Annotated in this window: 28 protein-coding genes; 10 read left to right on the top strand and 18 right to left on the bottom strand. The window is 66.9% G+C overall.

The window, feature by feature from the left end:
• Positions 1 to 40: 40 nt before the first annotated feature.
• Positions 41 to 1819: an IlvD/Edd family dehydratase gene (locus tag IAG41_RS09350; protein ID WP_187728338.1), complete on the top strand. Its 1779-nt coding sequence runs from the start codon at positions 41 to 43 to the stop codon at positions 1817 to 1819.
• Positions 1820 to 1897: 78 nt separating this feature from the next.
• Entirely contained in the window at positions 1898 to 2599 is a 702-nt protein-coding gene (locus IAG41_RS09345; RefSeq protein ID WP_187728337.1) for a GNAT family N-acetyltransferase, read from the top strand.
• A gap of 19 nt (positions 2600 to 2618) precedes the next feature.
• Here IAG41_RS09345 and IAG41_RS09340 read toward each other — a convergent pair whose 3' ends face one another.
• Positions 2619 to 3080, bottom strand: coding sequence for a MarR family winged helix-turn-helix transcriptional regulator (locus tag IAG41_RS09340; protein WP_187728336.1), 462 nt, complete (start codon positions 3078 to 3080; stop codon positions 2619 to 2621).
• A gap of 263 nt (positions 3081 to 3343) precedes the next feature.
• On the opposite strand from IAG41_RS09340, the gene IAG41_RS09335 reads away from it, so the two are divergent.
• Entirely contained in the window at positions 3344 to 3946 is a 603-nt protein-coding gene (locus IAG41_RS09335; RefSeq protein WP_316251128.1) for a TetR/AcrR family transcriptional regulator, read from the top strand.
• Here IAG41_RS09335 and IAG41_RS09330 read toward each other — a convergent pair.
• The 11 genes from IAG41_RS09330 to IAG41_RS09280 form a co-directional block, all read right to left on the bottom strand.
• The gene (locus tag IAG41_RS09330; protein ID WP_187728616.1) at positions 3943 to 4824 is read right to left on the bottom strand and encodes an SMP-30/gluconolactonase/LRE family protein; all 882 of its coding nucleotides are present in this window, start codon (positions 4822 to 4824) and stop codon (positions 3943 to 3945) included. The two genes, IAG41_RS09335 and IAG41_RS09330, sit on opposite strands and share 4 nt — an antisense overlap.
• An 8-nt stretch (positions 4825 to 4832) precedes the next feature.
• Positions 4833 to 5612 carry an SDR family NAD(P)-dependent oxidoreductase gene (locus tag IAG41_RS09325; protein ID WP_262408560.1) on the bottom strand — a complete coding sequence of 260 codons (780 nt, stop codon included), beginning with the start codon at positions 5610 to 5612 and terminating at the stop codon, positions 4833 to 4835.
• A 69-nt stretch (positions 5613 to 5681) separates the two neighbouring features.
• A complete protein-coding gene (locus IAG41_RS09320) occupies positions 5682 to 6785 on the bottom strand; it encodes a fumarylacetoacetate hydrolase family protein (protein WP_187728615.1) in 1104 nt (367 codons plus the stop codon).
• Between the two features lie 118 nt (positions 6786 to 6903).
• Positions 6904 to 7560 carry a dTMP kinase gene (locus IAG41_RS09315; protein ID WP_187728333.1) on the bottom strand — a complete coding sequence of 219 codons (657 nt, stop codon included), beginning with the start codon at positions 7558 to 7560 and terminating at the stop codon, positions 6904 to 6906.
• A gap of 44 nt (positions 7561 to 7604) precedes the next feature.
• Positions 7605 to 8714 (bottom strand): helix-turn-helix domain-containing protein, encoded by a 1110-nt coding sequence (locus IAG41_RS09310; RefSeq protein WP_187728332.1) that lies wholly within the window; start codon positions 8712 to 8714, stop codon positions 7605 to 7607.
• A gap of 86 nt (positions 8715 to 8800) precedes the next feature.
• Entirely contained in the window at positions 8801 to 9316 is a 516-nt protein-coding gene (locus IAG41_RS09305) for a hypothetical protein (RefSeq protein ID WP_187728331.1), read from the bottom strand.
• A gap of 59 nt (positions 9317 to 9375) precedes the next feature.
• On the bottom strand, positions 9376 to 10434 hold the full coding sequence (locus IAG41_RS09300; RefSeq protein WP_187728330.1) for a sigma factor-like helix-turn-helix DNA-binding protein: 1059 nt from the start codon (positions 10432 to 10434) through the stop codon (positions 9376 to 9378).
• A gap of 228 nt (positions 10435 to 10662) precedes the next feature.
• Complete coding sequence (locus IAG41_RS09295) at positions 10663 to 11676, bottom strand: peptidoglycan-binding protein (protein ID WP_187728329.1); 1014 nt, start codon at positions 11674 to 11676, stop codon at positions 10663 to 10665.
• Positions 11673 to 12101, bottom strand: a complete 429-nt coding sequence (locus IAG41_RS09290; protein WP_187728328.1) for a hypothetical protein — start codon at positions 12099 to 12101, stop codon at positions 11673 to 11675. Before IAG41_RS09290 ends, IAG41_RS09295 begins: the two co-directional genes overlap by 4 nt.
• The gene (gene fliI, locus IAG41_RS09285) at positions 12098 to 13447 is read right to left on the bottom strand and encodes a flagellar protein export ATPase FliI (protein WP_187728327.1); all 1350 of its coding nucleotides are present in this window, start codon (positions 13445 to 13447) and stop codon (positions 12098 to 12100) included. The genes IAG41_RS09290 and fliI overlap by 4 nt, the downstream gene beginning before the upstream one ends.
• Positions 13448 to 13471: 24 nt before the next feature.
• Positions 13472 to 13870, bottom strand: a complete 399-nt coding sequence (locus IAG41_RS09280; RefSeq protein ID WP_187728326.1) for a flagellar biosynthesis repressor FlbT — start codon at positions 13868 to 13870, stop codon at positions 13472 to 13474.
• 163 nt (positions 13871 to 14033) lie between these two features.
• Between IAG41_RS09280 and IAG41_RS09275 the strand changes: the two genes are divergently transcribed.
• The 3 genes from IAG41_RS09275 to IAG41_RS09265 are packed head-to-tail and all read left to right on the top strand — an operon-like array spanning position 14034 to position 18378.
• Complete coding sequence (locus IAG41_RS09275; protein ID WP_262408559.1) at positions 14034 to 15341, top strand: flagellar hook protein FlgE; 1308 nt, start codon at positions 14034 to 14036, stop codon at positions 15339 to 15341.
• A gap of 26 nt (positions 15342 to 15367) precedes the next feature.
• Positions 15368 to 17458: a flagellar hook-associated protein FlgK gene (locus IAG41_RS09270; RefSeq protein WP_187728325.1), complete on the top strand. Its 2091-nt coding sequence runs from the start codon at positions 15368 to 15370 to the stop codon at positions 17456 to 17458.
• Between the two features lie 11 nt (positions 17459 to 17469).
• Positions 17470 to 18378: a flagellin gene (locus IAG41_RS09265; RefSeq protein WP_187728324.1), complete on the top strand. Its 909-nt coding sequence runs from the start codon at positions 17470 to 17472 to the stop codon at positions 18376 to 18378.
• Between the two features lie 109 nt (positions 18379 to 18487).
• Here IAG41_RS09265 and IAG41_RS09260 read toward each other — a convergent pair whose 3' ends face one another.
• Both IAG41_RS09260 and IAG41_RS09255 read right to left on the bottom strand, forming a co-directional pair.
• A complete protein-coding gene (locus IAG41_RS09260) occupies positions 18488 to 20272 on the bottom strand; it encodes a hypothetical protein (RefSeq protein WP_187728323.1) in 1785 nt (594 codons plus the stop codon).
• On the bottom strand, positions 20272 to 20508 hold the full coding sequence (locus IAG41_RS09255) for a hypothetical protein (protein WP_187728322.1): 237 nt from the start codon (positions 20506 to 20508) through the stop codon (positions 20272 to 20274). The genes IAG41_RS09260 and IAG41_RS09255 overlap by 1 nt, the downstream gene beginning before the upstream one ends.
• Positions 20509 to 20615: 107 nt before the next feature.
• On the opposite strand from IAG41_RS09255, the gene IAG41_RS09250 reads away from it, so the two are divergent.
• Positions 20616 to 21029 (top strand): hypothetical protein, encoded by a 414-nt coding sequence (locus IAG41_RS09250; RefSeq protein ID WP_187728321.1) that lies wholly within the window; start codon positions 20616 to 20618, stop codon positions 21027 to 21029.
• A gap of 286 nt (positions 21030 to 21315) precedes the next feature.
• Here the strand turns inward: IAG41_RS09250 and IAG41_RS09245 are convergent, their stop codons facing one another.
• From IAG41_RS09245 to IAG41_RS09230, 4 genes are read right to left on the bottom strand one after another with little or no spacing between them, the layout of a single operon-like run.
• Positions 21316 to 21912, bottom strand: coding sequence for a MotE family protein (locus IAG41_RS09245; protein ID WP_222950602.1), 597 nt, complete (start codon positions 21910 to 21912; stop codon positions 21316 to 21318).
• Positions 21912 to 22292 carry a DUF6468 domain-containing protein gene (locus tag IAG41_RS09240; protein WP_222950601.1) on the bottom strand — a complete coding sequence of 127 codons (381 nt, stop codon included), beginning with the start codon at positions 22290 to 22292 and terminating at the stop codon, positions 21912 to 21914. The genes IAG41_RS09245 and IAG41_RS09240 overlap by 1 nt, the downstream gene beginning before the upstream one ends.
• Entirely contained in the window at positions 22289 to 23314 is a 1026-nt protein-coding gene (gene fliM, locus IAG41_RS09235) for a flagellar motor switch protein FliM (protein ID WP_187728320.1), read from the bottom strand. The genes IAG41_RS09240 and fliM overlap by 4 nt, the downstream gene beginning before the upstream one ends.
• Complete coding sequence (locus IAG41_RS09230; RefSeq protein WP_316251127.1) at positions 23311 to 23889, bottom strand: flagellar basal body-associated FliL family protein; 579 nt, start codon at positions 23887 to 23889, stop codon at positions 23311 to 23313. The genes fliM and IAG41_RS09230 overlap by 4 nt, the downstream gene beginning before the upstream one ends.
• Positions 23890 to 23960: 71 nt before the next feature.
• Here IAG41_RS09230 and IAG41_RS09225 point away from each other — a divergent pair, with 71 nt between their 5' ends.
• Genes IAG41_RS09225 through flgA form a run of 3 tightly spaced genes read left to right on the top strand, consistent with a single transcriptional unit; the run spans position 23961 to position 25931 of the window.
• The gene (locus tag IAG41_RS09225; protein WP_187728319.1) at positions 23961 to 24698 is read left to right on the top strand and encodes a flagellar hook-basal body complex protein; all 738 of its coding nucleotides are present in this window, start codon (positions 23961 to 23963) and stop codon (positions 24696 to 24698) included.
• Between the two features lie 22 nt (positions 24699 to 24720).
• Complete coding sequence (gene flgG, locus IAG41_RS09220) at positions 24721 to 25503, top strand: flagellar basal-body rod protein FlgG (protein ID WP_187728318.1); 783 nt, start codon at positions 24721 to 24723, stop codon at positions 25501 to 25503.
• Positions 25503 to 25931 carry a flagellar basal body P-ring formation chaperone FlgA gene (gene flgA, locus IAG41_RS09215; RefSeq protein ID WP_187728317.1) on the top strand — a complete coding sequence of 143 codons (429 nt, stop codon included), beginning with the start codon at positions 25503 to 25505 and terminating at the stop codon, positions 25929 to 25931. Before flgG ends, flgA begins: the two co-directional genes overlap by 1 nt.
• Positions 25932 to 25942: the final 11 nt, after the last annotated feature.

Here is a 25942-nt window from a genome sequence, read left to right as displayed (position 1 = left end):
GGCCGCGAGGCTGCGCCCCTCTTTACGTAGAGGAAGACCGTTGACCACCCGCACGCCCGTCCGCCCGTTCCGCTCCCGCGAATGGTTCGCCGCGCCTGGGCGCAGCGACATGGCCGCGCTCTATCTCGAGCGCTTCATGAACTACGGGATCACCCCGGACGAGCTGCGCAGCGGCAAGCCGATCATCGGCATCGCCCAATCGGGCAGCGACATCGCGCCGTGCAACCGCATCCATCTAGAGACGGTCAAGCGCGCCCGCGAGGGTATCCTCGCGGCGGGCGGCGTGCCGATGGAATTCCCGCTCCACCCGATCTTCGAGAATTGCCGCCGCCCGACCGCGGCGCTCGACCGCAACCTGGCCTATCTCGGGCTGGTCGAGATCCTCAACGGCTATCCGATCGACGCGGTCATCCTCACCACCGGCTGCGACAAGACCACGCCCTCGTCGCTGATGGCGGCCTCCACCGTCGATATTCCCGCGATCGTGCTCTCGGGCGGGCCGATGCTCGACGGCTGGCACGAGGGCGAATTGGTCGGCTCCGGCACGGTGATCTGGCGCAGCCGCCGCAAACTCGCGGCGGGCGAGATCGACGAGGAGGAGTTCCTGCGCCGCGCGACCGACAGCGCGCCGTCCTCGGGCCATTGCAACACGATGGGCACGGCATCGACGATGAACTCGATCGCGGAAGGGCTGGGCATGAGCCTGCCCGGCTGCGCGATGATCCCGGCGCCGTATCGCGAGCGCGGGCAGATGGCGTACGAGACCGGCAGGCGCATCGTCGAGATGGCCTATGAGGACCTGCGCCCCTCCCAGATCCTGACGCGGCAGAGTTTCCTCAACGCGATCAACCTGCTCACCGCGATCGGCGGCTCGACCAACGCCCAGCCGCATTTGATCGCGATGGCCGCGCATGCCGGGATCGAGATCACCCCGGCCGACTGGATGCAGGGCTACAACCTGCCGCTGATCGTCAACATGCAGCCGGCGGGCAAATATCTTTCCGAGCGCTTCCACCGCGCCGGGGGCATCCCGGTGGTCATCAACGAGATGATCAAGGCCGGGCATATCGACGGCAGCGTGATGACCTGTACCGGCAGGACGCTGGCGGAGAATGTCGCGGGGCGCGCCGCGACCGACCGCGACGTGATCTATCCCTATGACCGGCCGCTGATGAAGAAGGCCGGGTTCCTGGTCCTGTCGGGCAACCTTTTCGACGTTGCGATCATGAAGACCAGCGTGATCTCCGACGATTTCCGCGCGCGCTATCTGTCGCGTCCCGGCGCCGAGGGCGTGTTCGAGGGCCGGGCGATCGTGTTCGACGGATCGGACGACTATCACCACCGGATCAACGATCCCGCGCTGGCGATCGACGCCAACTGCCTCCTGGTGATCCGCGGATCGGGCCCCATCGGCTGGCCCGGCTCGGCCGAAGTGGTGAACATGCAGCCGCCCGATCACCTGATCCAGCAGGGCATCATGAGCCTGCCGACTTTGGGCGACGGCCGCCAGTCGGGGACGTCGGACAGCCCCTCGATCCTCAACGCCTCGCCCGAGAGCGCGGCGGGCGGCGGGCTGGCCTGGCTCCGGACCGGCGATATCGTCCGCATCGACCTCAACAAGGGATCGTGCGACGCGCTCGTCGACGCCGAGGAGATCGCCAGGCGCGGCGGCGAGCCCGCGCCGCCGATCCCGGAAAGCAACACGCCCTGGGAAGAGCTGTACCGCGAGAAGGTGGGGCAGCTCAGCGACGGCGCCACGTTCGACTTCGCGCTCAAATATCGCCGGACCAGCGAGAAGGTGCCGCGGCACAATCACTAGGCGGATTGGGCACTGAGCCCGATTTGGGAGCAATCGGCGGGACGTGATGCGCGTGGCGTCATGCGATAGGCTGATCGCATGACGACCGAACATCCGCTCGACAATCCGGCCTGGACCGCGCTGCGCACCACACAGGCCGAGCTCGCAACGGGAAGCGGGCAGGCGCTTCGCTATGACCAAGACTATGCGATCTTTGCGGCAGCGGTGGACCACGCGCCGGCCCCGCTGGCGGCGTTGGGCGCGCTGATCCGCGAGACGGGACCGGCAATCGTGCTGGAGCGGGAAGCGCTGCCGCCCGTTCCGGGCACAATGGTCGAGAAATGGCGCGAGGGCGTGCAGATGGTGGCGGAGACGCTTGCGCCTTGGGATGCGCCCTGCGACTTCGTGGCGCTTGGAGATGCCGACGCTGCGGAGATGCTTGCGCTGGCGACACTGACCGAACCGGGGCCGTTCTTCGCCCGCACCCATCAGCTCGGCGACTTTATCGGCGTGAAGCGCGAGGGACGGCTGATCGCGATGGCGGGCGAGCGGATGAAGCCAGCGGGCTTCACCGAAGTGAGCGGGGTTTGCACGCATCCCGACTTCCGTGGCCAGGGGCTAGCGGGTGCGTTGATGCGGGTTGTGGCGGTGCGGATAGCGGCGCGCGGCGAGACGCCGTTCCTCCACGCCTATGCCGACAATCAGGGCGCGATCGGATTGTACGAGTGGCTCGGCTTTCGCCTGCGCTGCAACGTCAGTGTGACGGTACTGCGCGGCGAGAATGGCTCGCAGAAACAGTAATAGTGAATTGCAATAGCCGTTAGTCGCCGGCTTCGGCCTCTTCACGCATGTCGATCAGCGCCGCGAGCACTTCGCGAGCATGGGCGATCTTGGTCTCGCCCAGGCGCGCCAGCAGTTCGACGTTGATCGCTTCGCCCGCCTGGCTCTGCGCGGCGGCGGCCGCCTTGCCGCGTTCGGTGAGGGTGATGGTCAGCCGCCGCCGGTCGTTGGGATCGACCTCGCGCTCGAGATAGCCGCGCAGCACCAGCGCATCGACGAGCTGGCCCGCCGCCTGCTTGCTTACCCGGAGCTCGCGGATGATCTGGCTGAGCGGCGTCTCGGTAATCGCGAGCGCGCCGATCACGTACATGCCGTTGGCGGGCACGTCGTCAAAGCCGCCCTCGGCAAGCGCGGCACGCATCGCCGAACCATAGGTGGTGCGCGCGTGGCGGAGCAATGCGGGCATCGTGACGTGCATCCAGGGGGATATTTCTTGGGTCATGCGTATCGGTTTACAGTAACGAGCATTGATAGTCAATATGATTGACTATCAATGCTTAAGCCGCTTAGAGGGTCCTTGCGCTGCTGTCGGTACCTTAGTGCTTGTTCAAGCAGGCTTTTATGCGTTTAATCACCGTACGGTGACAAAAGGCGGTCGCGCGGCAATTTATATCACTGACCGGTGACATTCTGGCATTGATTTGTCACCGTATGGTGATATTGGGCGCGGGGGAAGGTCGAATGGCGCGCGCAGGCAGGGGTGCAGTGAAGCAACGCGACTCGGCGCGCACCCGCGCGGCGATACTCGCTGCCGCCAAGGACCTGCTCGCCGAGCAGGGCTTTGCCAACTGGGGTATCAATGGCATCGCACGCGCGGCCGGCTGCGACAAGCAGCTGATCTACCGCTATTTTGGCGGGCTCGACGGACTGGCCGAGGCAATCGGCGAGGATGTCGCGCGCTGGCTGGAAGAGGCGCTGGCGGCGAACCCCGCTACGCCCGCGACGAGCTATGCCGAGCTGATGGCGCGGCTCGCGGTCGCCTTGCTCGATGCGCTCCGTGGCAATCGGCTCGCCCAGCGGATCATCGCCTGGGAGCTGGCCGAGCCGTCACCGCTCGCGGCCAGCTTCTCGGCGGCGCGCGGCAAGGCGCTGGCCGGCTGGGTGGCGCGCGAGCGCGGCGCTCTCCGGCGGCCGGCGGGCGTCGATGCGCCGATGATCAACGCACTGCTGGTGGCGGGCGTGCAGCAGCTCGTGCTCGCCGACGCTTCGGGCGGACGCTTCATGGGTATCGATCTGGGCGACGATGCGGGCTGGGAACGCGTGCGCGCAGCAATCGCTGCGATGACGCGCGCTATCTATGGCGGCTAGACGCCTTCGCGGATCAGCGCGCCAGGTTGGCCGGGCACATCCACCTCGAAGCGGAACAGGTCGCCCGCGTGCGGCTCCTTCTCCAGGGCGGCGGGGGAGAGGTGCTTGTTCGCGGTGGTCGCGAATACTGTCTTCAGCTCCGGACCGCCGAACGCGACCTTGGTGATCGCGCTGACGGGGAAGGGCACGGTGTCGATCAGCGCGCCCGCCGGCGAATAGCGGCGCACCGTCCAGCCATTATAGAGCCCGACCCAGACACAGCCTTCGGAATCGACCGTGGGGCCATCGGGATAGCCTTCGCTGTTGGGGATACGGACGAATTCGCGCTGGTTGGCCAGCATGCCGGCATCGTCCACATCGCAGGCATAGATCACGCCGCCCAGCGTATCGACATGATAGAGCGTCCTGCCGTCGGGACTGACCGCCGGGCCATTGGTGATCGAGACCCGCGGTGTGGTGGGCACGCAGCTTCCGTCGGCGGCGAGGCGATAGATCGCGCCAGTGGCCTGGCTCTCGCCATCGTCCATGCTGCCGAACCAGAGCCGGCCCTGCGGATCGACGGTAGCGTCGTTGAGGCGGTTGCCGGGCAGATCGGGCTCGGGCGCTACGATCTGGGTGAAACTGCCGTCGCGTTCGTCGAACCGGGCGAGGCCGGACTGGAGCCCGGCGACGAAGCCGCCGCTTTCGATCGGCAGGATGAAGCCGATCTGGCCGGGCGCGTCCCAGCTCCGCGTGGCGCCGCTCGCGGGATCGAGGCGATGGATCTTGTGGCTTTTGATGTCGACGAACCAGAGCGCCTGGTCACGCTCGACCCAGACCGGCCCTTCGAGGAGCGGTGCTCCGAGCTGCCAGATGCTGACGGGCCCGGAAGTCACCATTTTGCTCATTATCGCCAACCCGCATCCACGAAATATTCGTGGCCCGTTATCAGCCGGGCGTCGTCCGAGGCAAGGAACATCGCCATCGCGGCGATGTCGTCGGGCACCAGCCGGCCCTTCAGGCACTGGGCGGTGATGATCTCGGCCTCGCCCTCGGGCGTGTACCATTTCATCTGGCGCGGCGTCTTGACGTTGCCGGGGACGATGCAGACCGAGCGGATATTGTCGGGGCCGAGCTCGCGCGCGAAACTGCGGGTCAGGCCTTCGATCGCGGCCTTGCAGGTCTGGTAGAGCGTCAGCCCCTCGAGCGCGAGGTGCCAGGAAATCGAACCGAGATTGACGATCACGCCCGAGCCTTGGGCCTTCATTGCCGGGATCACCGATTGCGCGGCGAAGAACAAATGCTTGAGGTTGGTGTTGAGACGGTTTTCCCAATATTCCTCGGTCACTTCCTCGATCGAGTGGCGATCATCGTTGGCGGCGTTGTTGATCAGGATGTCGAACGCGCCGTTTTCCTCGATCAGCCGCTTGATCGCGGTCTGGAGGCCGGCAATGTCGGTCAGGTCACGCTGCTGGAAGACGGGGGCCGGGCCGGTGCCGGCGAGGCTGGCGACCAAGGCTTCCGAATCCTCGCGCGCGAGGTCGAAAAAGGTGACCCTGGCGCCCTGGCGAGCAAAGCCTTCGACGATGCCCGCGCCGATGCCCGAGCCGCCGCCGGTAACCAGCACGCGCTTGCCCTTCAGGCTGGGATAGATGGCGCGCTGATCGCTGGTGAGCGGCACGTGCATGGGATCAGCTTCCGACATGAGAATGGAGTACCTTGGCGAAATAAGGGAAATTCTGTTGGCGTAGACGGCTCATAGCAAGCCACGGCCCGCCAGGTTCCGCATCAGGTCGCGGATGCCGAACTGCCACGGAGCGGCAGCCTTGGATGTGGTGACGCGATTGAACAGGCTGCCGAGCTTCGGCGTCGAGATGCGGACCACATCGCCATCCTTGTGGGTGAAGCCGCGGCCGGGATGGTCGCGATCCTGCACCGGCGCGAACAATGTGCCGAGGAACAGCGCGAAGCCATCGGGATATTGGTGCTCGCTCAGCGTCTGGCGGACGAGATCGGTCGGATCGCGGCTGATCTCGCTCATCTTGTTGGTGCCGGTCAGGCGATAGCCCTCGGGTCCGTCGATCTCCAGATCGACCACCGCCGTACGGACATCGTCCATCGTGAAGCTCGCGTCGAAGATGCGGACAAAGGGGCCCAGCGACGTGGAGGCGTTGTTGTCCTTCGCCTTGCCGAGCAGCAGCGCGCTGCGGCCCTCGAAATCGCGCAGATTGACGTCGTTGCCCAGTGTCGCGCCGCGTGGCGTGCCGTTGCGGTCGACGATGAGCACGACCTCGGGCTCGGGATTGTTCCAGTCGCTGTCCGAACGGATGCCGATATCGCCACCCCAGCCGATCGCCGAGAGGACCGGCGCCTTGGTGAACACCTCGGCATCGGGGCCGATCGCGACTTCCAGATATTGCGACCACATGCCGGCATCGATCAGCGCCGCCTTGAGGTTGGCCGCTTCCGCGCTGCCGGGGACGACCGAGCGGATGCCCGAGCCGACCTTCGCCTCGAGATCGCCGCGGATCGTGGCCGCCTTCTCGGCGTCGCCGCGCGCACGCTCCTCGATCACGCGCTCGATCGCGGAGACCGCGAAGGTCACCCCGCACGCCTTGATGCACTGGAGATCCACGGGCGCGAGCAGGCGCGGGCCGCCGGGCGTGCCGAGCGACTCGACTCCGCACAACACGACGCCGTCGATCATCGCGAGATCGTCGCGCTCGATCAGATCGGCGACAGTGGGTGCGATTGCCGACACGTCATAGACAGTGCCGCCGCGCACGACGACGGGGCTTGGACCGTCGTCTGTGAGGACACGGCCAACCAGAATTGCCTGCGCATGGTCGGCGGGCAGCATTGCAACGGGGGACGCTTCCAAGACCTCTCGCCTGTGAAGTTTATGCTTTGATAGCGCTACCATGCTGTCGGCACGGCGTTGCTGTCAAGCCGAACGGTCCAAATCCCGCGTCCCGTTTTCAGATGTGGGAAATAATCTCGTCTACGATCGCGCCCGGTGCGCGCATCGCACCGCCCTCGCTGGCATGGACGACCTGCCAGGGCCCCAGCAGATCGGCCGCGACGATCGCCTCGTAATTGGTGCGCACGCGCTGCTGGAGCGCGATATCCGCTTCATACGCGTCGAAGCTCTTTTCGGTATAACTGCGCTGCGCCTTTTTCAGGATCAACTCGCGGGCGAGGTCCCACGGCGTGTCGAGGTAGATGGAAAGGGTAGGGCGCGGCAGGGCGAACTGGCCGATTTCGAGCGCGAGAATCCAATCCATCATCGCGCGCGCCTCGGCGGCTTCGAGCTTGGCGGCCTGATAGGCCATGTTGGAGGCGATGTAGCGATCGAAGATCACGACGTCATGGGCAGCCTGCGCTTCCAGGATCGCGTCGCGCCATTCGAGCCGGTCGAGCGCGTAGAGCACGGCGGCGGCGCGGGGCGTGACAGGCACGGGCATCTCGCCGGCAAGGAAGCGGCCGATCGTGACGCCGGCGGCGGTCTCGCCATAACGCGGAAAGCCGATCACGACCGCGCTGCGGCCGGCGGCGTTGAGCGCGTCGCACACGCCGCGCGAGGCGGTGTTCTTGCCGACGCCGTCGGCGCCCTCGATGACGATGAGATCACCCATGGCGGCGCCTTAGCATGGCGCGCGGAGATGTCACGGAGCCGCGCTCAGACGAAGATTGCGCTGACGATCGCGGCGAGCAGCGCGGGATCGCAATCGTCGAGCGCCACTTCGAGATCGGGATTGACGCTGTAGCCGATCATGCGGCCGGCGCGGTCCGATCCGACCGAGAGCAGGCGCCAGCCCGTTTCCTCGCGCAGCGCCGCCAGGCCGCCGGGAACGGGCAGGCGGTCGGGGTCGGCAATGACGGTCGCCTGGCTGGGCAGTCCGCCACCGAGCGTGGCACGACCGACCTTGAGGCCGAAGGCGCGCGGGCCGGCGACGTGCGGCGCCTCCACGGTCTCGCTAGTGAGGGTGTCGGCGATCAAACCATTTGGCAGTGGTGCGCCGCGCACGCCGATCAGCCGCACCGAACCGATTGCGGCTGGCGTGGCGCGCTGGGCGGGGGATGGCGGGGTGGCGGGTGCTTCCAGTGCGGCGGCAAGCTCGGCGATGCGTCCGCGGCTGCGCGCGTGCCGGGCCGCGGGATCGGAAACATTGGCGATGAAGGCGTCGAGCGCGCCGGCGTGGTGACGTTCCTCCACCACATGCCGCAGCCCGGCCTCGCTGGACACGCCGAACAGCGCATATAGCGCGGACTGGGTCGCCGCGTTCCAGCGCGCGAACGGCTTTTGCGCATTCTCGATGCGCGACAGATTGACCGGCGGGAGGCTGTATTCGCGTTCCACCGTGGCGATGGTGAGCGCGGAATCGGTGGCGCGGCGGGCGCGCAGCGCGGCGCCGAGCAGCACGGCGAACCGTTCCTCCGCGAGATCGGGCGCGCTGCCATCCTCGAACGGCTGGGCCCAGGCCGCGATATCGAAGCCCGGCGCGTCGATGTCGAGCAACAGGTCGGCCGGCGCGATTCCCAGCATCGCGGCGATGCGGCGAATCTCGTCGGGCCGCGCGACGACCTCGCCGCGCTCGATCTTGGACAGGCGGATATAGGGGATTTCGGGGATCGCAGCGGCGAGACGCAGCAGCTTGGGATAGCCATGGCTGCGGCGCTGGTCGCGCATGCGATTGGGAAAAATAAATGCGCGATGCAGATCTATCCGCACCTCGCCCGGGGTTGATCCAGCGTCCGGACGCCGTCCCTTGCCCTTGATCTTCGCCATTTCAGTCCCCTCGCACATCCATTTTGGACACGCTACGGACTACCTTGAAGTATTTTTAGGATAACGCAAGGTTAATGCTGTGTAATTTAATGGAATGAAAGTGGACGGATTGGACCGCAAAGCAGAGCGCAGGGCCCTTCGCGGTCGAGCGGAAGAATCGCGGTGAGCGAACCTGCGCCGCTTGCATGCCGCAGCAACCAGCCTTCGCTGGCGGGCGCGGGATGCTCGGGCGCGAACGCCACGCCGACTCCATCAGTGATCACACCGAACTGTGTGGGCGTCGCCGGCCAACGGCCCCCCAGATAGGCGAGCAGCGCCGTGGCGGCATCCTGCATCGCGCCTTCCGCCGTGTCTTCCGGGCAGAAGCCTTCGGCCGAAGCCGCGATCTCCGCGATCAGGCGGAAATCGTCGCGGCGCCACCAGATCAGCCGCAGCGTATCTTCGGTGTCGCGCTGCAGGCCGAGGAACAGCCCGGCGCCTTGCGGGAGCAACGGCTGGGCACAGCGAACCACTTCCCGTGCCAGCTCGGTGAGCTTCCGGTTGGGCCGCGGCAGCGTCTGGACCGCGGCTTCCGGGGCTAGAATTTCAGGTTGGCGCTGCATCGTCGGATCCCCAGAGCTGTAGTCACATTATAGGATGCGCGGATCGAGTCCGCGCATTCTCAATGGAGGGCAGCGCTGGACGGTGCAGCTGAAGCGGCAAGCAGAATGGCCTCGACGCGCTCGGCCGGAAGTTCGGCTGCGGCGATTGCCGCGGTGCTCAGCGTTGCCGGGTCGATCGCGACGACGCTTGCCAGGCGATTGTGCAGCTGGCCCGCATCCGGAAGGATCGGGGTAGCGACGCGGCTCGACGCCGGCTGGCGGCGCTTTGCGGCTGGCTCGCCATATTCAGCCATCACCGCGAAACGCGGATCGGCGGCGGCGATCTCGGCGATCGTCTTGGCGGCGCGCTTGGTGATCTGACGGACGCGCTCCTTGGTGACGCCGGTCTCGAGCGAGAGATCGTCGAGCGTGGCGGTCTGGAACACGCGGCGGGCGACGATCTCGCGATCACGCTCGAGCTTGGCTTCGAGCTTGTCGAGTTCGGCCGGATCGATGCCATGGGTGGCGACGCGGAGGCGCGGCCCTTCGCGGCGGAGCGCGGCCTCTTCCCGCTTCGGGCGGGGGCGGCGGCGCAGCTGCTCGATGCCCACCTTGCGGAGCTGATCGACATAGGCGTCGATCAGCGATGAGATCGCGCCATCGGCGAGATAATCGGACGCAGCGGCTTCGGTGCGGGAGAGGGCGTCTTCGTCCTCGATCATCGCTTCGGGCGACATTTCGTCGCCGTCCGGCGAGAGGGCGATCGCGCTGAGCGAGACGGTGGTCGCCTCGACCTTCTTCGCCGACGGGCGCTGATCGGTCATCAGGCGGAAGCGGAGGCTCTGGAGCTCGCCGCGGATCTGCCAGTTCACGAAGGTGGTGAACTGCGCCTTTTCCGGCTCATAAGCCTGGATGGCGCGGTGGACGGCGATCGCGCAGCACTGCTCGGCATCGTCCCAATGCGCGGTGAGGCCGTACTGGCGGATGAAGTGGCGGATGCGAGGGGCGATGAGCTTCAGGATCCGGGCAAAGGCGCGATCGACCTCCGCGCGCTGACGGTTGGTCTGCTTCGCTTCCTTCGGCGAATTTTCGATGACAATGGCGACGGCTGCTTCGAGCGCGATCGTGGTCTTCGACATGAAATCTCTTCCCCCTGATGTGCGCGGCGGAGCGCGTTGAAGCGCCCCGTCGACAAGGGGAGATTTCGCCTGAATGAATTAAAGGAGTACTAATTCATCCTATAGGTGTAATCCCCTAGCGCGCAACTCCCTAGGCAAGACTTTCCTGTGGAAAACTGTGGAAAACCATATGGTTAATGCGTTGTTAGCCATCGAAACCCATGGCCAATAATCATTATAGGAAAAATTTTAGGAGGAAAATTTTTGCGGCTGAATCCGGCGATCGATAAAGCCGAGCAGCCATTGGCGGTGCGCCTGGACCGCATTGCCGGTACCCGCGATGCGCTGATCCGCCGCGCTTTCGCCGATCTGGGCAGCGAGCAGCATGCGCGCGCGCCCCGGCTCGATGCCGGTGCCCAGGAACTTGCGGGCATCGCCGAAGCCGAGATGGTGACTGAGATAGGCGGCCTTGGCGAGCGTTTCGGAATCGGTACGCACGCGAATGCCCGATTTCTCGAGCCGATCGAGATTGAGCTTGGCCATGTCGGCGACGGTGGCGATCGACGCCTGGGGGTCGTAGCGCAGGGCCAGCAGCTCGGCACGGCTGGCAGGATCGACCTTGCCGCGCGCATCGAGCCAGCCCTTCTGGCTGGCGATCGTGTTGAGCCAGGTGCCCTGAGTCTGCGCAAGGTCCTGCCAGGTCCCGCTCAGGAACTGGCCGAGCCCGGCCGCGCTCGATCGTGGATTGCGCGAAAGCGTATTCCAGCTTCCGTCATGGCTCTTCGCGGCTTCGGCATCGACGATCGCGGCGAGCGCCGGAGCGGGGATGCCGGTGCGTTGCTCGGCGCCGGCAAAGGCCCAGCCGTAGCGCGTATTGGCACCGAGCTGGAGCCCGCCGGTCGAGACGGCGGCAGCGGGTGCGGCGACCAGCGCGGCGGGCCGCGCCACCATCGCCTCGGCATCCGTGAACGCGTCGCCGCCGGTCGCGCCTTGCTGGCCGCCGGCATGGCAGGCGCAGGCGCAGTGGCAGCCGCAAGTGCCGGCCTTGCCTGCGGGCGCCTGGCCCCCGAGCAGTTCGAGCAGCGAATCCATTTGCAGGTTCTTCGGCGCCAAGGGCGAGGTCTCGCGATCGTCCTTGCGGTCGCTGTCGCCTAGCGCGGCCCGCCACAACCGCGTCGAGAGCTGCGACTGTGCCTCGGCAAAGATCACCTGCGCGCGCTTGGCGGGGGTGAGCTGGGCGAGCTGGTCGGCGCGGGCGATCATGCCGAACGGCTCCCGGTCGCGCGGCGCGCGCGCAGGAAGCGCGCGGCGGCGATGTCGTCGATGCCGGTCTGCTCGGCGGTGGCGGCGGTGCGGTCGGCTTCGTCCTGATAGCGTTCGGCAGCGCCTTCGATCGCGCGCATCGTGCCATAGGCTTCGACGGCCTGGGCGCGGAGCTGGCCGAGCCGGGCCTGGGCCAGATAGGCGGCTTCGTTGATGCGGATCTGCTCGTATTTCATCCGCGCGGCCCAGGCGTCGGAGGCGATGGGGAGGCTGGTGGCGAGCGCGCGCTCCTCGCGGGCGCGTTCGGCGAGCGTGCGCGACTGCGCCTCGAGCGTGGTGATGCGTTCGACCTCGATGCTGATCGAGACCTTCACGGCATCGACCTCGCGGCGCTGGACGCGGAGCGCGGTGTCGAACGGAGTCATTCGCCTGCCTTGCCTGCGTCGACCTGGCCCATCTCGACGATTTCGGCGAGCGCGGCGAAGGCGGCCTGGGCGCTGCCCTGGTCGTTCTTGCCCTGGTTGATCAGCGCCTCGATACGCGGGGCGAGCGCCACGGCGCGGTCGACCTCCTCGGACGATCCCGCCTTGTACGCGCCGAGCCGGACCATCTCTTCCATATCGGCATAGGTCGAGAGCAATTTGCGGGCGGCGAGACGGGTCTGGTTCTCCTCCTCGCTCAGGCAGTGCGGCAAGGTGCGCGACACCGATTTGAGCACGTCGATCGCCGGATAGCGGCCGCGCTCGGCGATCGCGCGGCGCATCACGACGTGACCGTCGAGGATGCCGCGCACCGCGTCGGCGACAGGCTCGTTATGGTCATCGCCATCGACGAGCACGGTGAACAGGCCGGTGATCATCCCCGACCCCGGCGCACCGGGGCCGGCGCGTTCGAGCAGGCGGGGCAACTCGGCGAAGACGGTGGGGGTATAGCCCTTGGTCGCGGGGGGCTCGCCCGAGGCGAGGCCGATCTCGCGCTGCGCCATCGCGAAGCGGGTGACCGAGTCCATCAGGCACAGTACGTTGAGGCCCTGGTCGCGGAAATGCTCGGCGACCGCCAGCGTGGTCCAGGCGGCCTGGCGGCGCATCAGCGCGGGCTCGTCCGACGTGGCGACGACGACGACCGAGCGGGCCATGCCCTCGGGTCCCAGATCGTCCTCGATGAATTCCTGCACTTCGCGGCCGCGCTCGCCGATCAGGCCGATCACCGCGACATCGCACTGCGTCCAGCGCGCGAGCATCGAGAGCAGCACCGATTTGCCGACGCCCGATCCTGCGAACAGGCCGAGCCGCTGGCCGCGGCAGAGTGGCGCGAACAGATCGAGCGTGCGCACGCCGGTCTCGATCCGCTCGGCGACGCGCGCGCGGTTGGCCGCGGCGGGCGGGGGCGCCTTGATCGGCTGGGGGTCCGCACCGTTGACGAGCGGACCGAGCCCGTCGACCGGGCGGCCGAGCCCGTCGATCATCCGGCCGAGCCATGCCCTGGACGGGCGCACGCTGAACTGGCCGGCGCCAAGCTCGGCGCGCGCGCCCAGGCCGACGCCCTGGGGATCGACGAACGGCAGGCACAAAGCGACACTACGGTCGAGCGCAGTAACTTCGGCTTCGACGCGGCCGCCGGGGGCGGAGATCACGACACGGCTGCCGATCTGCGCGACGCCGGCGAGTCCTTCGACTTCGATCAGCGCGCCGCGCACGGCGACGACGCGGCCGAACCTGCGGTCGGGCACCATGTCGCGGATCGCCCGCGCGGCACTGGCAAGGGTCTGCATGGTTAGGGTCCGTACCCTTGGGCCTCAGGCGGCCTGATGCTCGGGATCGGCGGCCTCGGCTTCGAACGCGATCAGTTCGCGTGCGGCGGCCAGCGCCTTGTAATAGTCGCCCTGGGCGAGATCCTGGGCGAAGCGGATGCACGCCGATTTGGCTTCGGGCGAAGCCAGGCCGGCAAGCAGCGCACCGAGCAGGCCGACCACGATATCGTGGTGCGTGTCGCGGCTGGCGGGATCGATATAAGCGAGCATCGCCGAGAAATAGAGCTGGCGCGCGGGGGTAGTGGCTTCCTCCGGCCGCATGACTTCGCGGCCGCGCAGGATCGCCACCTTGTTCTCGACCGCGATCTGGGTGCGGCCGACGGCGCGCAGGACCGCGCCGTTGACGATCGCCTTTTCGCCATCGCGAAGCGTGATGCGAAGCATGGTAGGTGCCTTTCGTGGAGCTTGCTCACATTATAGGAGCAATTTTCCGCCCTTGGCCGGTTACGCGGCAATTTTTGCCTACCGTTGGGTCTCGTCGAACCTCATCCTACAATGGAGACGTGGCCTGCGTGGTGATCCGCGGGCATCGTCAGGAGTGTATGACTTGAGCCTTTATTCCGCTCTCTACGCAGGTGTCTCCGGCATGAGTGCCGAGGCCAGCGCCTTGGCGATCGTCGCCGACAACATCACCAACATCAACACGATCGGGTACAAGGGCACCGACGCCCAGTTCCGCACCATGGTGACGGACGGCCGCGTCGGCTCGTCCTACACCGCCGGCGGCGTCTCGTCGGTTGCCGTGCCGCTGATCTCGAAGCAGGGCCTGCTCCAGTCTTCGAGCCGCAGCACCGACGTCGCGATCGACGGCGGCGGCTTCTTCGTCACCCGGTCGAATTCGACATCGACCGGCGGCGTTGCCTATACGCGCGCCGGTTCATTCAGCCCCGACGAGGAAGGTTTCCTCCGCAACGCCTCGCAGCAATATCTCTATGGCTGGCGCCTCGATGCGTCGGGCGGCTATACCGATACCGGCAGCCTGGACGATCTGTCGCCGGTGCGCCTGAGCGACCTGACCGGCACCGCGAGCCCGACGACCAAGCTCCAGATCCATGCCAACCTCCAGTCGACCACGACGGTCAGCGCCGCCGCGGCAACCTATGTCGCGGGCAATATGGCCAGCGGTGCCGTGAAGCCGGACTTTACGCGCTCGTTCGACATTTCGGACGGCCAGGGCGCGTCGCACCAGGTCTCGATCAGCTTCCTCAAGACCGGCGCCAATACCTGGGCTACCGAAGTCTACGCAACGCCCGCCACCGACGTCACCCAGACCGGCGGCCTGCTGTCGAGCGGCACCATGAAGTTCAATGGCGACGGCAGCCTCGACCGCGCCGGATCGACCGCGGCGCTGTTCAATCCGCTGGTGGCCACCTGGACCAACGGCGCGTCGTCGGTGCCGATCGATCTCCAGCTCGGCGACGATAAGGGGATCAACGGCATCGTGCAGTCGAGCGACGTCTCGGCTTTGCTCTCGTCGACCGTCAATGGCGGCGTGCTGGGCAATCTGGCCTCGATCGACATCAGCAAGACCGGGCGCGTCAGCGCGATCTTCGCCGACGGCACCACCCGCGAAGTGTTCCAGCTGCCGATCGCAACCTTCCCAAATCCCGACGGCCTGACCCGTGTCTCGGGCAACGGCTACACCCCCAGCAAGACCTCGGGCAGCCCGACGATGAAGGTGCCGGGCTCGCTTGGCGCGGGCAATCTCCTCGCCAACAACCTCGAATCCTCGACCGTCGATCTCGCCAGCGAGTTCACCAACATGATCCGCTTCCAGCGGGCCTACAGCGCATCGTCGAAGATCATCACCACGGTCGACGACATGCTGCAAGAAGTCAGCAATCTGAAGCGCTGATCTGAACGACGGCGAGGGGTCAAGGAATGTCGCTCAACGACATATTGGGAACGGCGACGTCCGGCCTGGCTGCGGCCCAGGCCGGGCTTCGCGCGGTCTCCAACAATATCGCCAACGTCGGCGTGGCGGGATATGCGCGCGAACGCGTATCCCTCACGACCGGCGTATCCGGCGGGCAGGTCAGCGGCGTCGTTATCGGCGAGCCAACCCGCATCGCCGATCGTTTCCTCGAATCCACCGTCTATCGGCGTGCTGGCGACTTTGGCCGTGCCGACGTCACCTCCAGCTATCTGGATCGGTTGCAGTCGCTGCTCGGCGCGCCCGGCGCTTCGTCGGGTCTGCCGGCCAGGCTGGACGCGATTTCGGCATCCGCCGTGGCGATGACGGGTTCGCAATCCTCGGCGCAGACCGTCGCGGTCTTCACCGGCGACGTGCAGGATGCGATCTCGTCGATGCAGCAGATCAGCAAGGATGTTGACGGGCTGCGCGGCGATGTCGAATCCGAAGTCAGCTATTCGGTCGACAAGATCAACAGCCTGCTCAAGCGCATCAATGACCTGAACTCGACAGTCTCCCAGGCGACCGTCCTCGGCCAAAGCGCCGGCGGCGCCGCCGACGAGCGGATGAGCGCGATCGAGGAATTGAGCGGCCTCATCTCGTGCAACGTGCGCGACCAGGCCGACGGCCGGGTCACCATCGAAACCGCGACCGGCGCGATGCTGCTCGATCGCCGCGTACGCCAGCTTTCCTATCCGGCATCGGGAGGGGGAGGCACGGCGCAGTCGAGCTATCCGCCGATCGAATTGCGCTTCACCAATCCCGACGCATCGACCGGGGAGAGCATCGATTCTGCGGCCGTGGGCGGCAAACTCGGTGGCCTGCTCGATCTGCGCGATCGCGCGCTTCCCGCGTTCAACGAGCAGCTTGGCGTATTGTTTGGCGGACTTTCCGAGGCGCTCAACAGCGTCTCGAACGCCGGAACCACCATGCCCGCGCCCAACAGCCTGAACGGCCGGCAGAGCGGGCTGGCGGGAACGGACCGGCTGGGCTTTACCGGCAAGGCGACCTTCGCGGTTACCGGCGCCGATGGCACACTGATCGCCAAGACCAACGTGGATTTCGACGCTCTCGGTCCCACCGCGACGGTGGACGATATGGTCACGGCGATCAACGCCGGGCTGGGCGGGGCGGGGACAGCGAGCTTTGTCGACGGCAAGCTGAGCATCAAGGCAAACGGTGCCGGCAACGGCGTCGTAGTGGCCCAGGATCCCACCACCCCCAGCGACCGCGCCGGCGTGGGCGTATCGCAATATTTCGGGCTGAACGACTTGGTCACCAGCGGCACAAGCACGCTGGTGCCTTCGGGCTTCAACGCGAGCGATCCGCACGGCTTCGCCGCCGGCGAGACGACGCAGATTGTGCTGCGCGATTCGTCCGGCCGCTCGCTGGCGAACTACACACTCACGCCCGCAGCCGGCGGCACCGTCGGCGACCTGGTGACGCAACTCAACGGCAGTCCCCTTGGCAGCTTCGGCAGCTTCTCGCTCGACAATCGTGGGCGCATGCGGTTCGAGCCCAATGCTTCGGTGTCCGGGGCGACGCTTTCAGTTCCCTCGGATTCGACCAGCCGCCTCGGTACCGGTGCCAGCTTCTCGTCGCTGATGGGCCTGAACGGCCTTTCGAGCGGATTGAGCACCGGCCAGGTTCGTTCGGACATCGTGGCCACCCCGACCAAATTGCCGCTCGCGCGCTTCCAGATGGACGCGGTGGTGGGCGCGAAGGCGCTCGGCGCCGGCGATACGCGCGGCGCCACGGCGTTCGTCGATCGGCTCGGCACGGCCGTCGACATGGGCAAGGACGGCAGCAGCACGGTCGAGCGCTTCTCGAGCCTGTTGCTGGGGCATACCGGGCTGGAGGCAAGCCAGGCGAAGGACTCGCTGAACGACGCCACCGCGCGCAAGGACGATGCGGTCAATCGCCGCGACAGCTTCTCGGGCGTCAATATCGACGAGGAGCTCCAGCTCATGGTGGTGCTCCAGAACAGCTACGGCGCCGCGGCCCGCGTGCTGACCACCGCCAGCGAAATGTACGACACACTCATCGGCATGGTCCGATAACGGAGAACATCATGGCACGGGTTGCAACCATTCCCCTTCAGCGCACGATGTCCGACGCCATTCAGCGTGCGCAGGAAAAGCTCGCGATCAGCCAAACGCAGCTCTCCACCACCAAAAAGGCCTCGGACTTCGCCTCGCTCGGCACCGAGACCGTGCGCAACCTTTCCGCGCACAGCCTGCTCGCCCGCCAGGATGCACAGTCGACCGTGTCGAAGCGCGTCGGCACGACCCTGTCACTCTATCAAGGCCAGATCGAAGGCATGCAGGACTCGATCGAGGACCTGAAGCAGCAGATCACGACCACCGTCGGCACCGGCCAGTCGTCGGGGTTGCAGGAGGCGATCAACGCGGCATTCAGCCAGTTCCGCTCCTCGCTCAACGCTTCCGAGGGCGGCACGCCGCTGTTCGGCGGATCGCAGACGGGCCAGCCGCCGTTCGTCCCGAACACGCTCGCCGACGCGGCGACGACCACCGGCGCCGACGCCTTCAAGGACGATGGCGTACAGTCGACCGCGCGGGTCGCCGACGGGGTCGACGTGACCTATGGGATCAGCGCGAGTGCGCTCGGCAAGAACATGTATGAGGCTTTCCGCACGCTCGCCCAGGCGGGCAACATCGGCGACCAGCCCACCGCGGCGCAGATGGATGCGCTGAAGCTAGTCGTGAGCCAGTTCGACACCGGGCTGGGCGATCTTCGTGCGGTCAATGCCGAGAACGGCCGCAAGCAAAACCAAGTCGAGACGCTCGCAAAGCGCGGTGACGAGCGGTCGCTGCTGCTGAACGGTGTGATCGAGACCAACGAGGACGCCGATCTGGGCCAGGTGGCGGTCGACATCGCCCAACAGCAGACCGTGCTCAAGGCGAGCTACTCGGTATTCTCGCAGCTCTCCGGGCTGAGCCTAGTCGACTATCTGAAGTAACGAGAGAGCCCTTCCGTACGGCGATGCCGGCGGGGAGGCGAATAAAAAGGGCGTCCCGGGTTCTTGCCCGGGACGCCCTTTTTATGTGGCCGCGGATGGCAGGAGGCGATCAGGTCGCGCTGGCGTCGAGCAGGTCGCCGATCGCGCCCGCGGGGCTCGCCTCGGGGATCGCGCCCATCGCCTCGCCCAGCGCGGCAGGGTCGATCGTTTCGACCTTGCGAGTCAGCAGATCGAAGGCGCGGGCGCTGGGCAGCGTCTTGAAGATCGCACCATAGCGGGCGCGCAGCGCCTGGAGCTTGTCCTCGCGGCCGAGCATCGCGAGCGCGACGGCCTGGCGCAGCACCGCGGCCTGGCCGGGTTCGCCCAGCCCCTTGGGCGCGGGCAGCATGGCCTCGCTCTCGGTGACGAAGGCACCCCAGTCCTTCGAGCGCCAATGGATCTCGGCGCGCACCGCTGCGGCATCGGGAACCTGGTCGAGCGCCGCCATCGCCGCGCCGTCCCGGCCGAGCTGGTGCAGCGCGACGGCTTCGACGCGCTTGCGGTCCCAGCGCATCTGATCGGTATAGTCGGGCTGCTCAGTATCGTGCAGCGCCGCCAGCGCGCGATCGGGCCGTCCGGCGAGGATATGGAGCGCGGCGACCTTTACCGAGAGCGGGCCCTGCGCCACATCCTCGCGGCGCTGGGTGAGTTGATACTGGAGCAGCTCGGCAGCGCGGGCATAGAGGCTCGCGGCCTGGAGCCGGCCGGCGAGGCGGAACGCGAGCGCATCGCCTTCCGCGCCCGAAGGCGCCAGCTCCTTGTAATCCCAGTAAAGGCCGGCCGCGTCGGGCAGCGAGACGCCGCTTTCGGGCAGCAGCGCGGCGCTGAGCCGGGCCTGGAGCTCGGCGAGCATCGAGCCGCCATCGTCGCCCAGCTTGAAATAGCGTAGCAGCGTGGCGCCGGTGCGCAGCGAGCCGCGCAGATCATGCGCCTCGCTCGCGATCCGGAACTGGAGGCGCAGCGCTTGCTCCTCGGTCGGCCCGCCGCGCCAGACATAGCGCAGCGCATCGAGCTGCTTGAACGCGTCGGCGGGCGGGATCCGGTGGGTGGCGAGACCCGTCTCGATCTTGGCCAGGCGCGCGCCGGCCTGGACACCCGGATCGCCGCTCTCTTCGGCGCGAGCCAGGCGCAGCAGGCCGCCGGCGGTCTCGCCCATCGCCAGCAGCGCGCGGCCGCGCAGCAGATTGGCTTCGGGTTCATTGTCTCCGAACAGCTTGAGCCAGGCAAGCGCGGGCCCGGGCTGACCGATGTCGATCGCAGCCTTGGCGGCGGCGCTCATGAAGGGGCGGCGATCGAACGGCGCACGCGCATTGATCACGGGGATCGCGCAGTTGATTTCGCGCGCGGCCTGTTTCGCGAGATTGGCGTGGGCGAGCGCGCGCAGCCGCCAGGCACAGGCCTCGGCATTGGCGGTGAGATCGGGCCCGGAGAGCGATTCGACGGCCTGGTCGTCGCGGCCGATCAAGGTCAACGCGGCGCCCATGGCGAGCTGGAACTGGGTGACCAGCGCGAGATCATTGTCGTCCGCGCGCATCGTCTCGAGCACGCCCAGCGCATCCGCGCCGCGGCCTTCGCCGATCAGTCCGAGCGCATAGCTCCAGCGCGTCGCCTGGCGGGCATCGGGCCTGGCTGCGGCTAGCAGCGTCCAGGCCTGTGGGCCGGTCGGGCCTTGCCATGCCGATCCGTCGGTGAGCTGCGCACCCTGTGCGAGCTGGGCGGCGAAGGGAGGCAGCTTGGAAATCCGCGCGGGAGGTGGGGCGGGCACCTGGACGGCGGCCACGGCGACATTCGGCGCCGCCTCATGCGGCGTCGCTACGGTTGCCCCGGCGAGGAGCGCGATCAGACTGGTGCGCATCAGAACGGCCGCAGAACGGCGACGGTGACGCCGCCGATCACGCAAGCGAGCAGGAAGAGGCCCGCCTGAAGCATCGACAAACCTTTCCTGGCGGCAGCGGCGTCGCTTCCGGCCCGGCTCGAGCCGGCTGCGCCATTCGCGACGCCCGTATCGGTTCGCGCCGCGACGCTGGCCGCGGCCGTCACATCGCTTCTGCGATTGCGGTTCGCGGTCGCGGCGTCCTGGACGACGCGCATCTTTCCGGGGCGTTGATCGTGGCTCAAGTCTGCACCTGCTCGATGATTTCCCTCTATTATAGAATGTTGGGCGCGTCCGCGGGCCGCCCGCTACGAGGAGAATTTCAGTGCGCAGGAGCAAGCTGGCGGCTTTGGGTCTCGCCGCGGTGGCGACGCCGTTGCCGGGTGGTCTTGCCCAGGCGTCCGGAGGCGGCGGTGGCGGCGGCGAGGGTCTCAACCTCGTGCCGATGGACGAGATCACCGTGCCGATCATCGATGCCGATCGCATGGCCGGATCGCTCTATTTCAAGCTGGTCCTGGAGGCCGGCAACAGCCAGGTGGCGGCGCAGGTGATCAAGGACCTGCCGGTGCTGCGCGCGGCATCGGTGGCGGCGGGGCTCGAATTCGCGCGGCTCAATGCATCGGGCCTGCGCGCGGTAGATGCCGAACAGCTCGATCATGATCTGACCGCGGCGATCAAGGCCGCACAACCGGGAATCACCCGCGTGCTGATCGTCGAGGTGCGCGCTTCGCAGCGCTGATCCAGCGGTAGCCGGTTACCCTAAAGTCACAAAGGTCAGGGGTTCTTCGCGCGCGCACATATGAGAGCGCGCGCGACCGTTTCGATATTCAGGATTTCAAAGACACGGTGCATGTCTCAAGCGAAATCCCACATTTCCAGCGAAATTTTGGGCGCACGCCGCCTCCCCATCCGTCACCCCGGCCTTGTGCCGGGGTCCACCGAGGTCTGGGCGAGGCGATTGAGCCTTGAGCGGCTTGCGCGCGGCGAAGTGAACCCCGGCACAAGGCCGGGGTGACGGAAAAGGATTAGCGGCGCGCCATTGTCGCGGGCTTCGCCACGGCGGCCGGCGTCGCCGGTGCCGGAGCCACTGCAACCGGACGCGGGCGTGCCGCGCTCTTGCGCGCCAGTGCCATGCTGAGCGCCGCGGCGCCCCGGGGGGTCATCGATGCCAGGATCGACGCGGTCGAATTGGCGCGCATGCGCTGCGCGACCTTCATCTGCACTTCCATGTCGAGCTGCTCGAAGACCAAAGCCGCCTTGGCGGGCTTCATCGCCTGGTAGATGCGGGCGAGCTCGTCATATTGCGCCTCCGCCGGCAGCATCGGATCGTTGCCGGACATGCCGCCACCGGCGGGTGCGGTTGCCGCTGCCTGCTTCTGGCGCGCTTCGAGATCGGCCTGGAGCCGGGCTTCGGCGGCCTTGGCGGCCTGTTCGCGCAGGTCGAGGCCGCGCTTGCGCTTCGCCGCGGCGGAGTCGCGGGCGTTGATGTCCTGCTCGATCGAATTGCCGAGGCGGGTCTTGGCCGCCGAATCCTGATCGGGCACGGCGAGCGTCGCGGCATTGGCGACGACCGCCAGCGCCGACGCGGCCGCGGTCAGCAGGAGGAGCGAGGGGCGGGCCATCAGGCTGCCTCAGCCTTGATCTCGGCTTCGGCCTCCACGTCGATCGGCTCGACGCCGCGATGGGCATTGGCGATGCCGACCGAGTTGACGATCCGCTCACAGGCGGAATCGGCGATGCCGATCATGTCCGAAAGCTCGTCGCGCAGGTCGCGTGCCTGGCCGACGAGCCGGGCATGCTGGGCACATTCGGTGCCGAGCGTGGACTTCATGTCCGAAAGCACGGCGCGCGCCTGGCCGGTCGCCTTCTCCAGCGCGCCGACCACTTCGGTGAGCGCCCCGTCCTTGACGGTGCGGAGGCTCCGCATCATCCGCACGCTCTGCACCAGCACGGCCATGCAGAGGATCATCGTCAGCACATTGGCGAGGATAGCGAGGCTCATGACTTGCCCTTTTGCTTGGGGGAAACATCGGTGACCAGGCGCACGGCGATCTTGCCGCGGCGCTGGCCGATCTGCGCCTCGGCGAGCTTGACGCCGCCGCAAGCGATATCGAGGGAATCGTCGGGGCTCTTGTGGAGCGCGATCGTCTGGCCGACTTCGAGCGCTTCGAGCGCGGCCAACGGCATCGCCTTCTCGCCCAGCACGACATTGACCGTGACGTTGGTCTTGCGGATCTCGGCGGCCATATGGGCCTCCCAGATACTGTCGCGGCCGTTCTTCTCGCCCATGAAGCGCTGGAGCAGCTTGTGGCGCACCGGCTCGAGCATGGCGTAGGGGAAGACCAGGGTGAAATCGCCGCCGCGGCCGTCCATGTCGACCCGGAACGTGGCGATCGCGCAGATGTTCGACGTGCCGGCGATCGCGGCGAAGCGCGGATTGGTCTCGATGCGCTCCAGATCGATCGTGATCGGCTCGATCGGCTCGAACGCGTCGGCGAAATCCTGGAGTGCCAGCGTCAGCATGCGCGAGACCAGGCCGGTCTCTATCGTGGTGAAGGCGCGGCCGTCGATCAGCAGCGGCGCGTTGCCGCCGCGGCCGCCGAGCAGCGCGTCGACCACCGCATAGATCAGGCCGGATTCGACCGCCACGAGGCCGTAGCTCTCCCATTCCTTGACCTGGAACACGCCGATCATCGCAGGCAATGCGACACGGTTCATGAACTCGCCGAAACGCGTCGAGGTCACTTCCTCGAGGCTGACGTCGATCGCATCCGAAGTGAGGTTGCGCATCGACGTGGCGAAGGCGCGCACGACGCGGTCGCACACCACTTCGAGCATCGGCAGCCGCTCATGGCTGATGACCTTGGATTCGATGACCGCGCGCAGGCCCTTCTTCTTGGCCGTGGGCGCGCCCAGATCGCCGAACAGCGCGTCGATGTCGGACTGGTCAAAGCGCACATCCTCGCCGACGCCCATCGGGGGGGCGGGAGGTTCGGGCAGGTCGAAATCGTCGAGATCGATCATTGCTGCACCAGATCCTCGATCAGGATGTCGCTGACCGAGCCCGCGCCGGCGACGTTATTGGCGCGGATCAGCATCTCTTCCTTGACGCGGAAGACCGCGGCGGAGCCCGCCAGATCCTCGGGCCGAAGCTCGCGCAGGAAGGGCTGATAGGAGTCGAGGATCAGCGGCAGCTTGTCCTTGAGGGCCGCGGCGTCGCTATTAGGCCCGGGCACCAGCAGGAAGTGCAGCTTGAGGAACCGCATCGCGCCGTCGGGCGAACGCAGGTTCACCACCATCGTGGGCACTTCGACGAAATTGCCCTCGCGTTCGCCGGACTCACCATGTGCACCGGGGGGGAGATTGGCCTTGCCGTCCTTGTCGGATCCCTCCGCATGGGCCTTCGAGCCCGAGAACAGGAAGAACGCGGTACCGCCGCCACCGCCGAGCAACAGCACTGCCGCCGTCGCTGCGCCGATGACCATCAGCTTCTTGTTCGATTTGGGCTTTGCCACTGCCGGCGCCGCCACTTTCTCTTCGACGATTTCCGCCGACATGCCCTGGACCTTTCGAATTCGCGTGCGGTGAGACCCGCTCATGCGATTTCTTCCTATTATAGGAGCATCACCCGGCAATTTCTGCCTAGTGAAAAAAATCGAAGGACGGTCCGGTGGACATCTCCTCTTATGTGCTCCTGAGTCAGGAACAGGCGCTGCGGCGCCGGCTCGACGTGACGGCGAACAACCTCGCCAACATGAATACGGTAGGCTTCAAGCGCGAGCAGCCCGTGTTCCGCGAATATGTCGAGAAGACCGATTCCACGGTGAAGCCGGCCAAGCAGACGTCGTTCGTGCTCGATTATGGCGCGGTGCACGACGTCACCGCCGGAGCGTTCCAGGTGACCGGCAATCCGCTCGACGTGATGATCGACGGCCCGGGCTATCTCGCGGTCGAGGCGCCGGGCGGGGGCACCGCCTATACACGCGCAGGGTTCGTGAAGGTGCTCGAGACCGGCGAGCTCGCCACCTCGGGCGGCCAGCGCCTGCTGGGCGAGGGCGGCAAGCCGATCACCGTCTCGCCCGAGGATGCGGGCAAGCTGAGCATCGGTTCCGACGGCACCGTGAGCGGTGCGAACGGCCCGATCGGCCGCCTGACGGTCACCGTGTTCGACGAAGCCAATATGGACCCGCGCGGCGACGGGATGTTCAACGGCACCAGCGGCCGCGAGCTCACGGCGGCCGAGACCAGCCTCAAGAGCGGCGGGGTCGAGGGATCGAACGTCAACGCGATCACCGAGACCACGGACATGATCGAGATCCTGCGCGCCTACCAGACCAGCCAGCATATCTCCGACAGCATGTCCGACATGCGCAAGAACGCGATCGACAAGCTCGGCCGCGTCAGCTGATTTTCACGAAAGGACTAGCCCCATGCGTTCTCTCACCATCGCCAGCAGCGGCATGCTCGCCCAGCAGACCAATGTCGATGTCATCTCGAACAACATCGCCAACATGAACACCACGGCGTACAAGCGCCAGCGCGCCGAATTCCAGGACCTGCTCTACGAGCAGGTGCAGCGCCCCGGCGCGGCGACGAGCCCCGACAACCGCTCGCCCTCGGGCATCCAGATCGGCGCGGGCGTCAAGACCGGTGGCATCTATCGCATCAACGAACAGGGCGCGATGACCCAGACCGACAATCCCTATGATGTCGCGATCCAGGGCAAGGGCTATTTCCAGATCACCATGCCCGACGGCACCACCGCCTATACCCGCGACGGATCGTTCCAGCCTTCCGATCAGGGCGAGCTGGTGACGCAGGACGGCTATATCGTGCAGCCGGGCATCACCGTTCCGCAGGGCACGATCGACATCACCATTTCGAAGACCGGCCAGGTCGAGGCGAATATCGCGGGTAACGCGCAGCCGCAGGTGCTCGGCCAGCTCGAGCTCGCCAACTTCATGAACGAGGCCGGCCTGGAAGCGAAGGGCGGCAACCTGTTCCTCGAGACCGCGGGATCAGGCCAGCCGACCGTCGGCGCACCGGGCGAGCCGGGCTTCGGCACGCTCAACCAGAAGTTCGTCGAGGCGTCGAACGTCAATCCGGTGGCGGAAATCACGGCGCTGATCTCGGCGCAGCGCGCCTATGAGATGAACAGCCGCGTCGTGAAGACCGCGGACGAGATGCTGGCGACGACCAGCCAGCTGCGCTGATGCCCGTGCTGCTGGCCCTTTCGCTGCTCGCTTCAGGCCCGGTGGAGGACGTGCAGGTCGCCGTCCTCCAGCAGCCGGTTGCGCGCGGCGAGCGGATCGAGGCGAGCGACTTCACCACCGAGGCGCGCGCGCCTGCGGCAGCGCGCGGCGCGCTGACGATCGAGCATGCGACCGGGATGGAAGCGACCCGCAATCTCCAGACGGGCGCGGTCGTACGGCAGAGCGACGTCATGCGCCCGCAGCTCGTCCATCGCGGCGAGCCGGTGACGATCCGTATCGTCTCGGGAACGCTCGCCATCACCGCATCGGGCCGCGCGCTCGGCGGCGCGGCGGTCGGTGAGGCGGTACGCGTCGTCGTCAATGCCACCAATCGCACGCTGGACGGCGTGGTCGAAGGCTCCGGCACCGTCCGGATCTCGGCACCTTGAGGGGAATGCAC

The sequence above is a fragment of the Sphingomonas sp. JC676 genome (assembly GCF_014489075.1).
In the GTDB taxonomy this organism is placed as follows: Bacteria; Pseudomonadota; Alphaproteobacteria; order Sphingomonadales; family Sphingomonadaceae; genus Sphingomonas.
The sequence above is the reverse complement of the archived record's forward strand: the minus strand, read 5'-3'. Positions and strand labels throughout refer to the sequence as shown.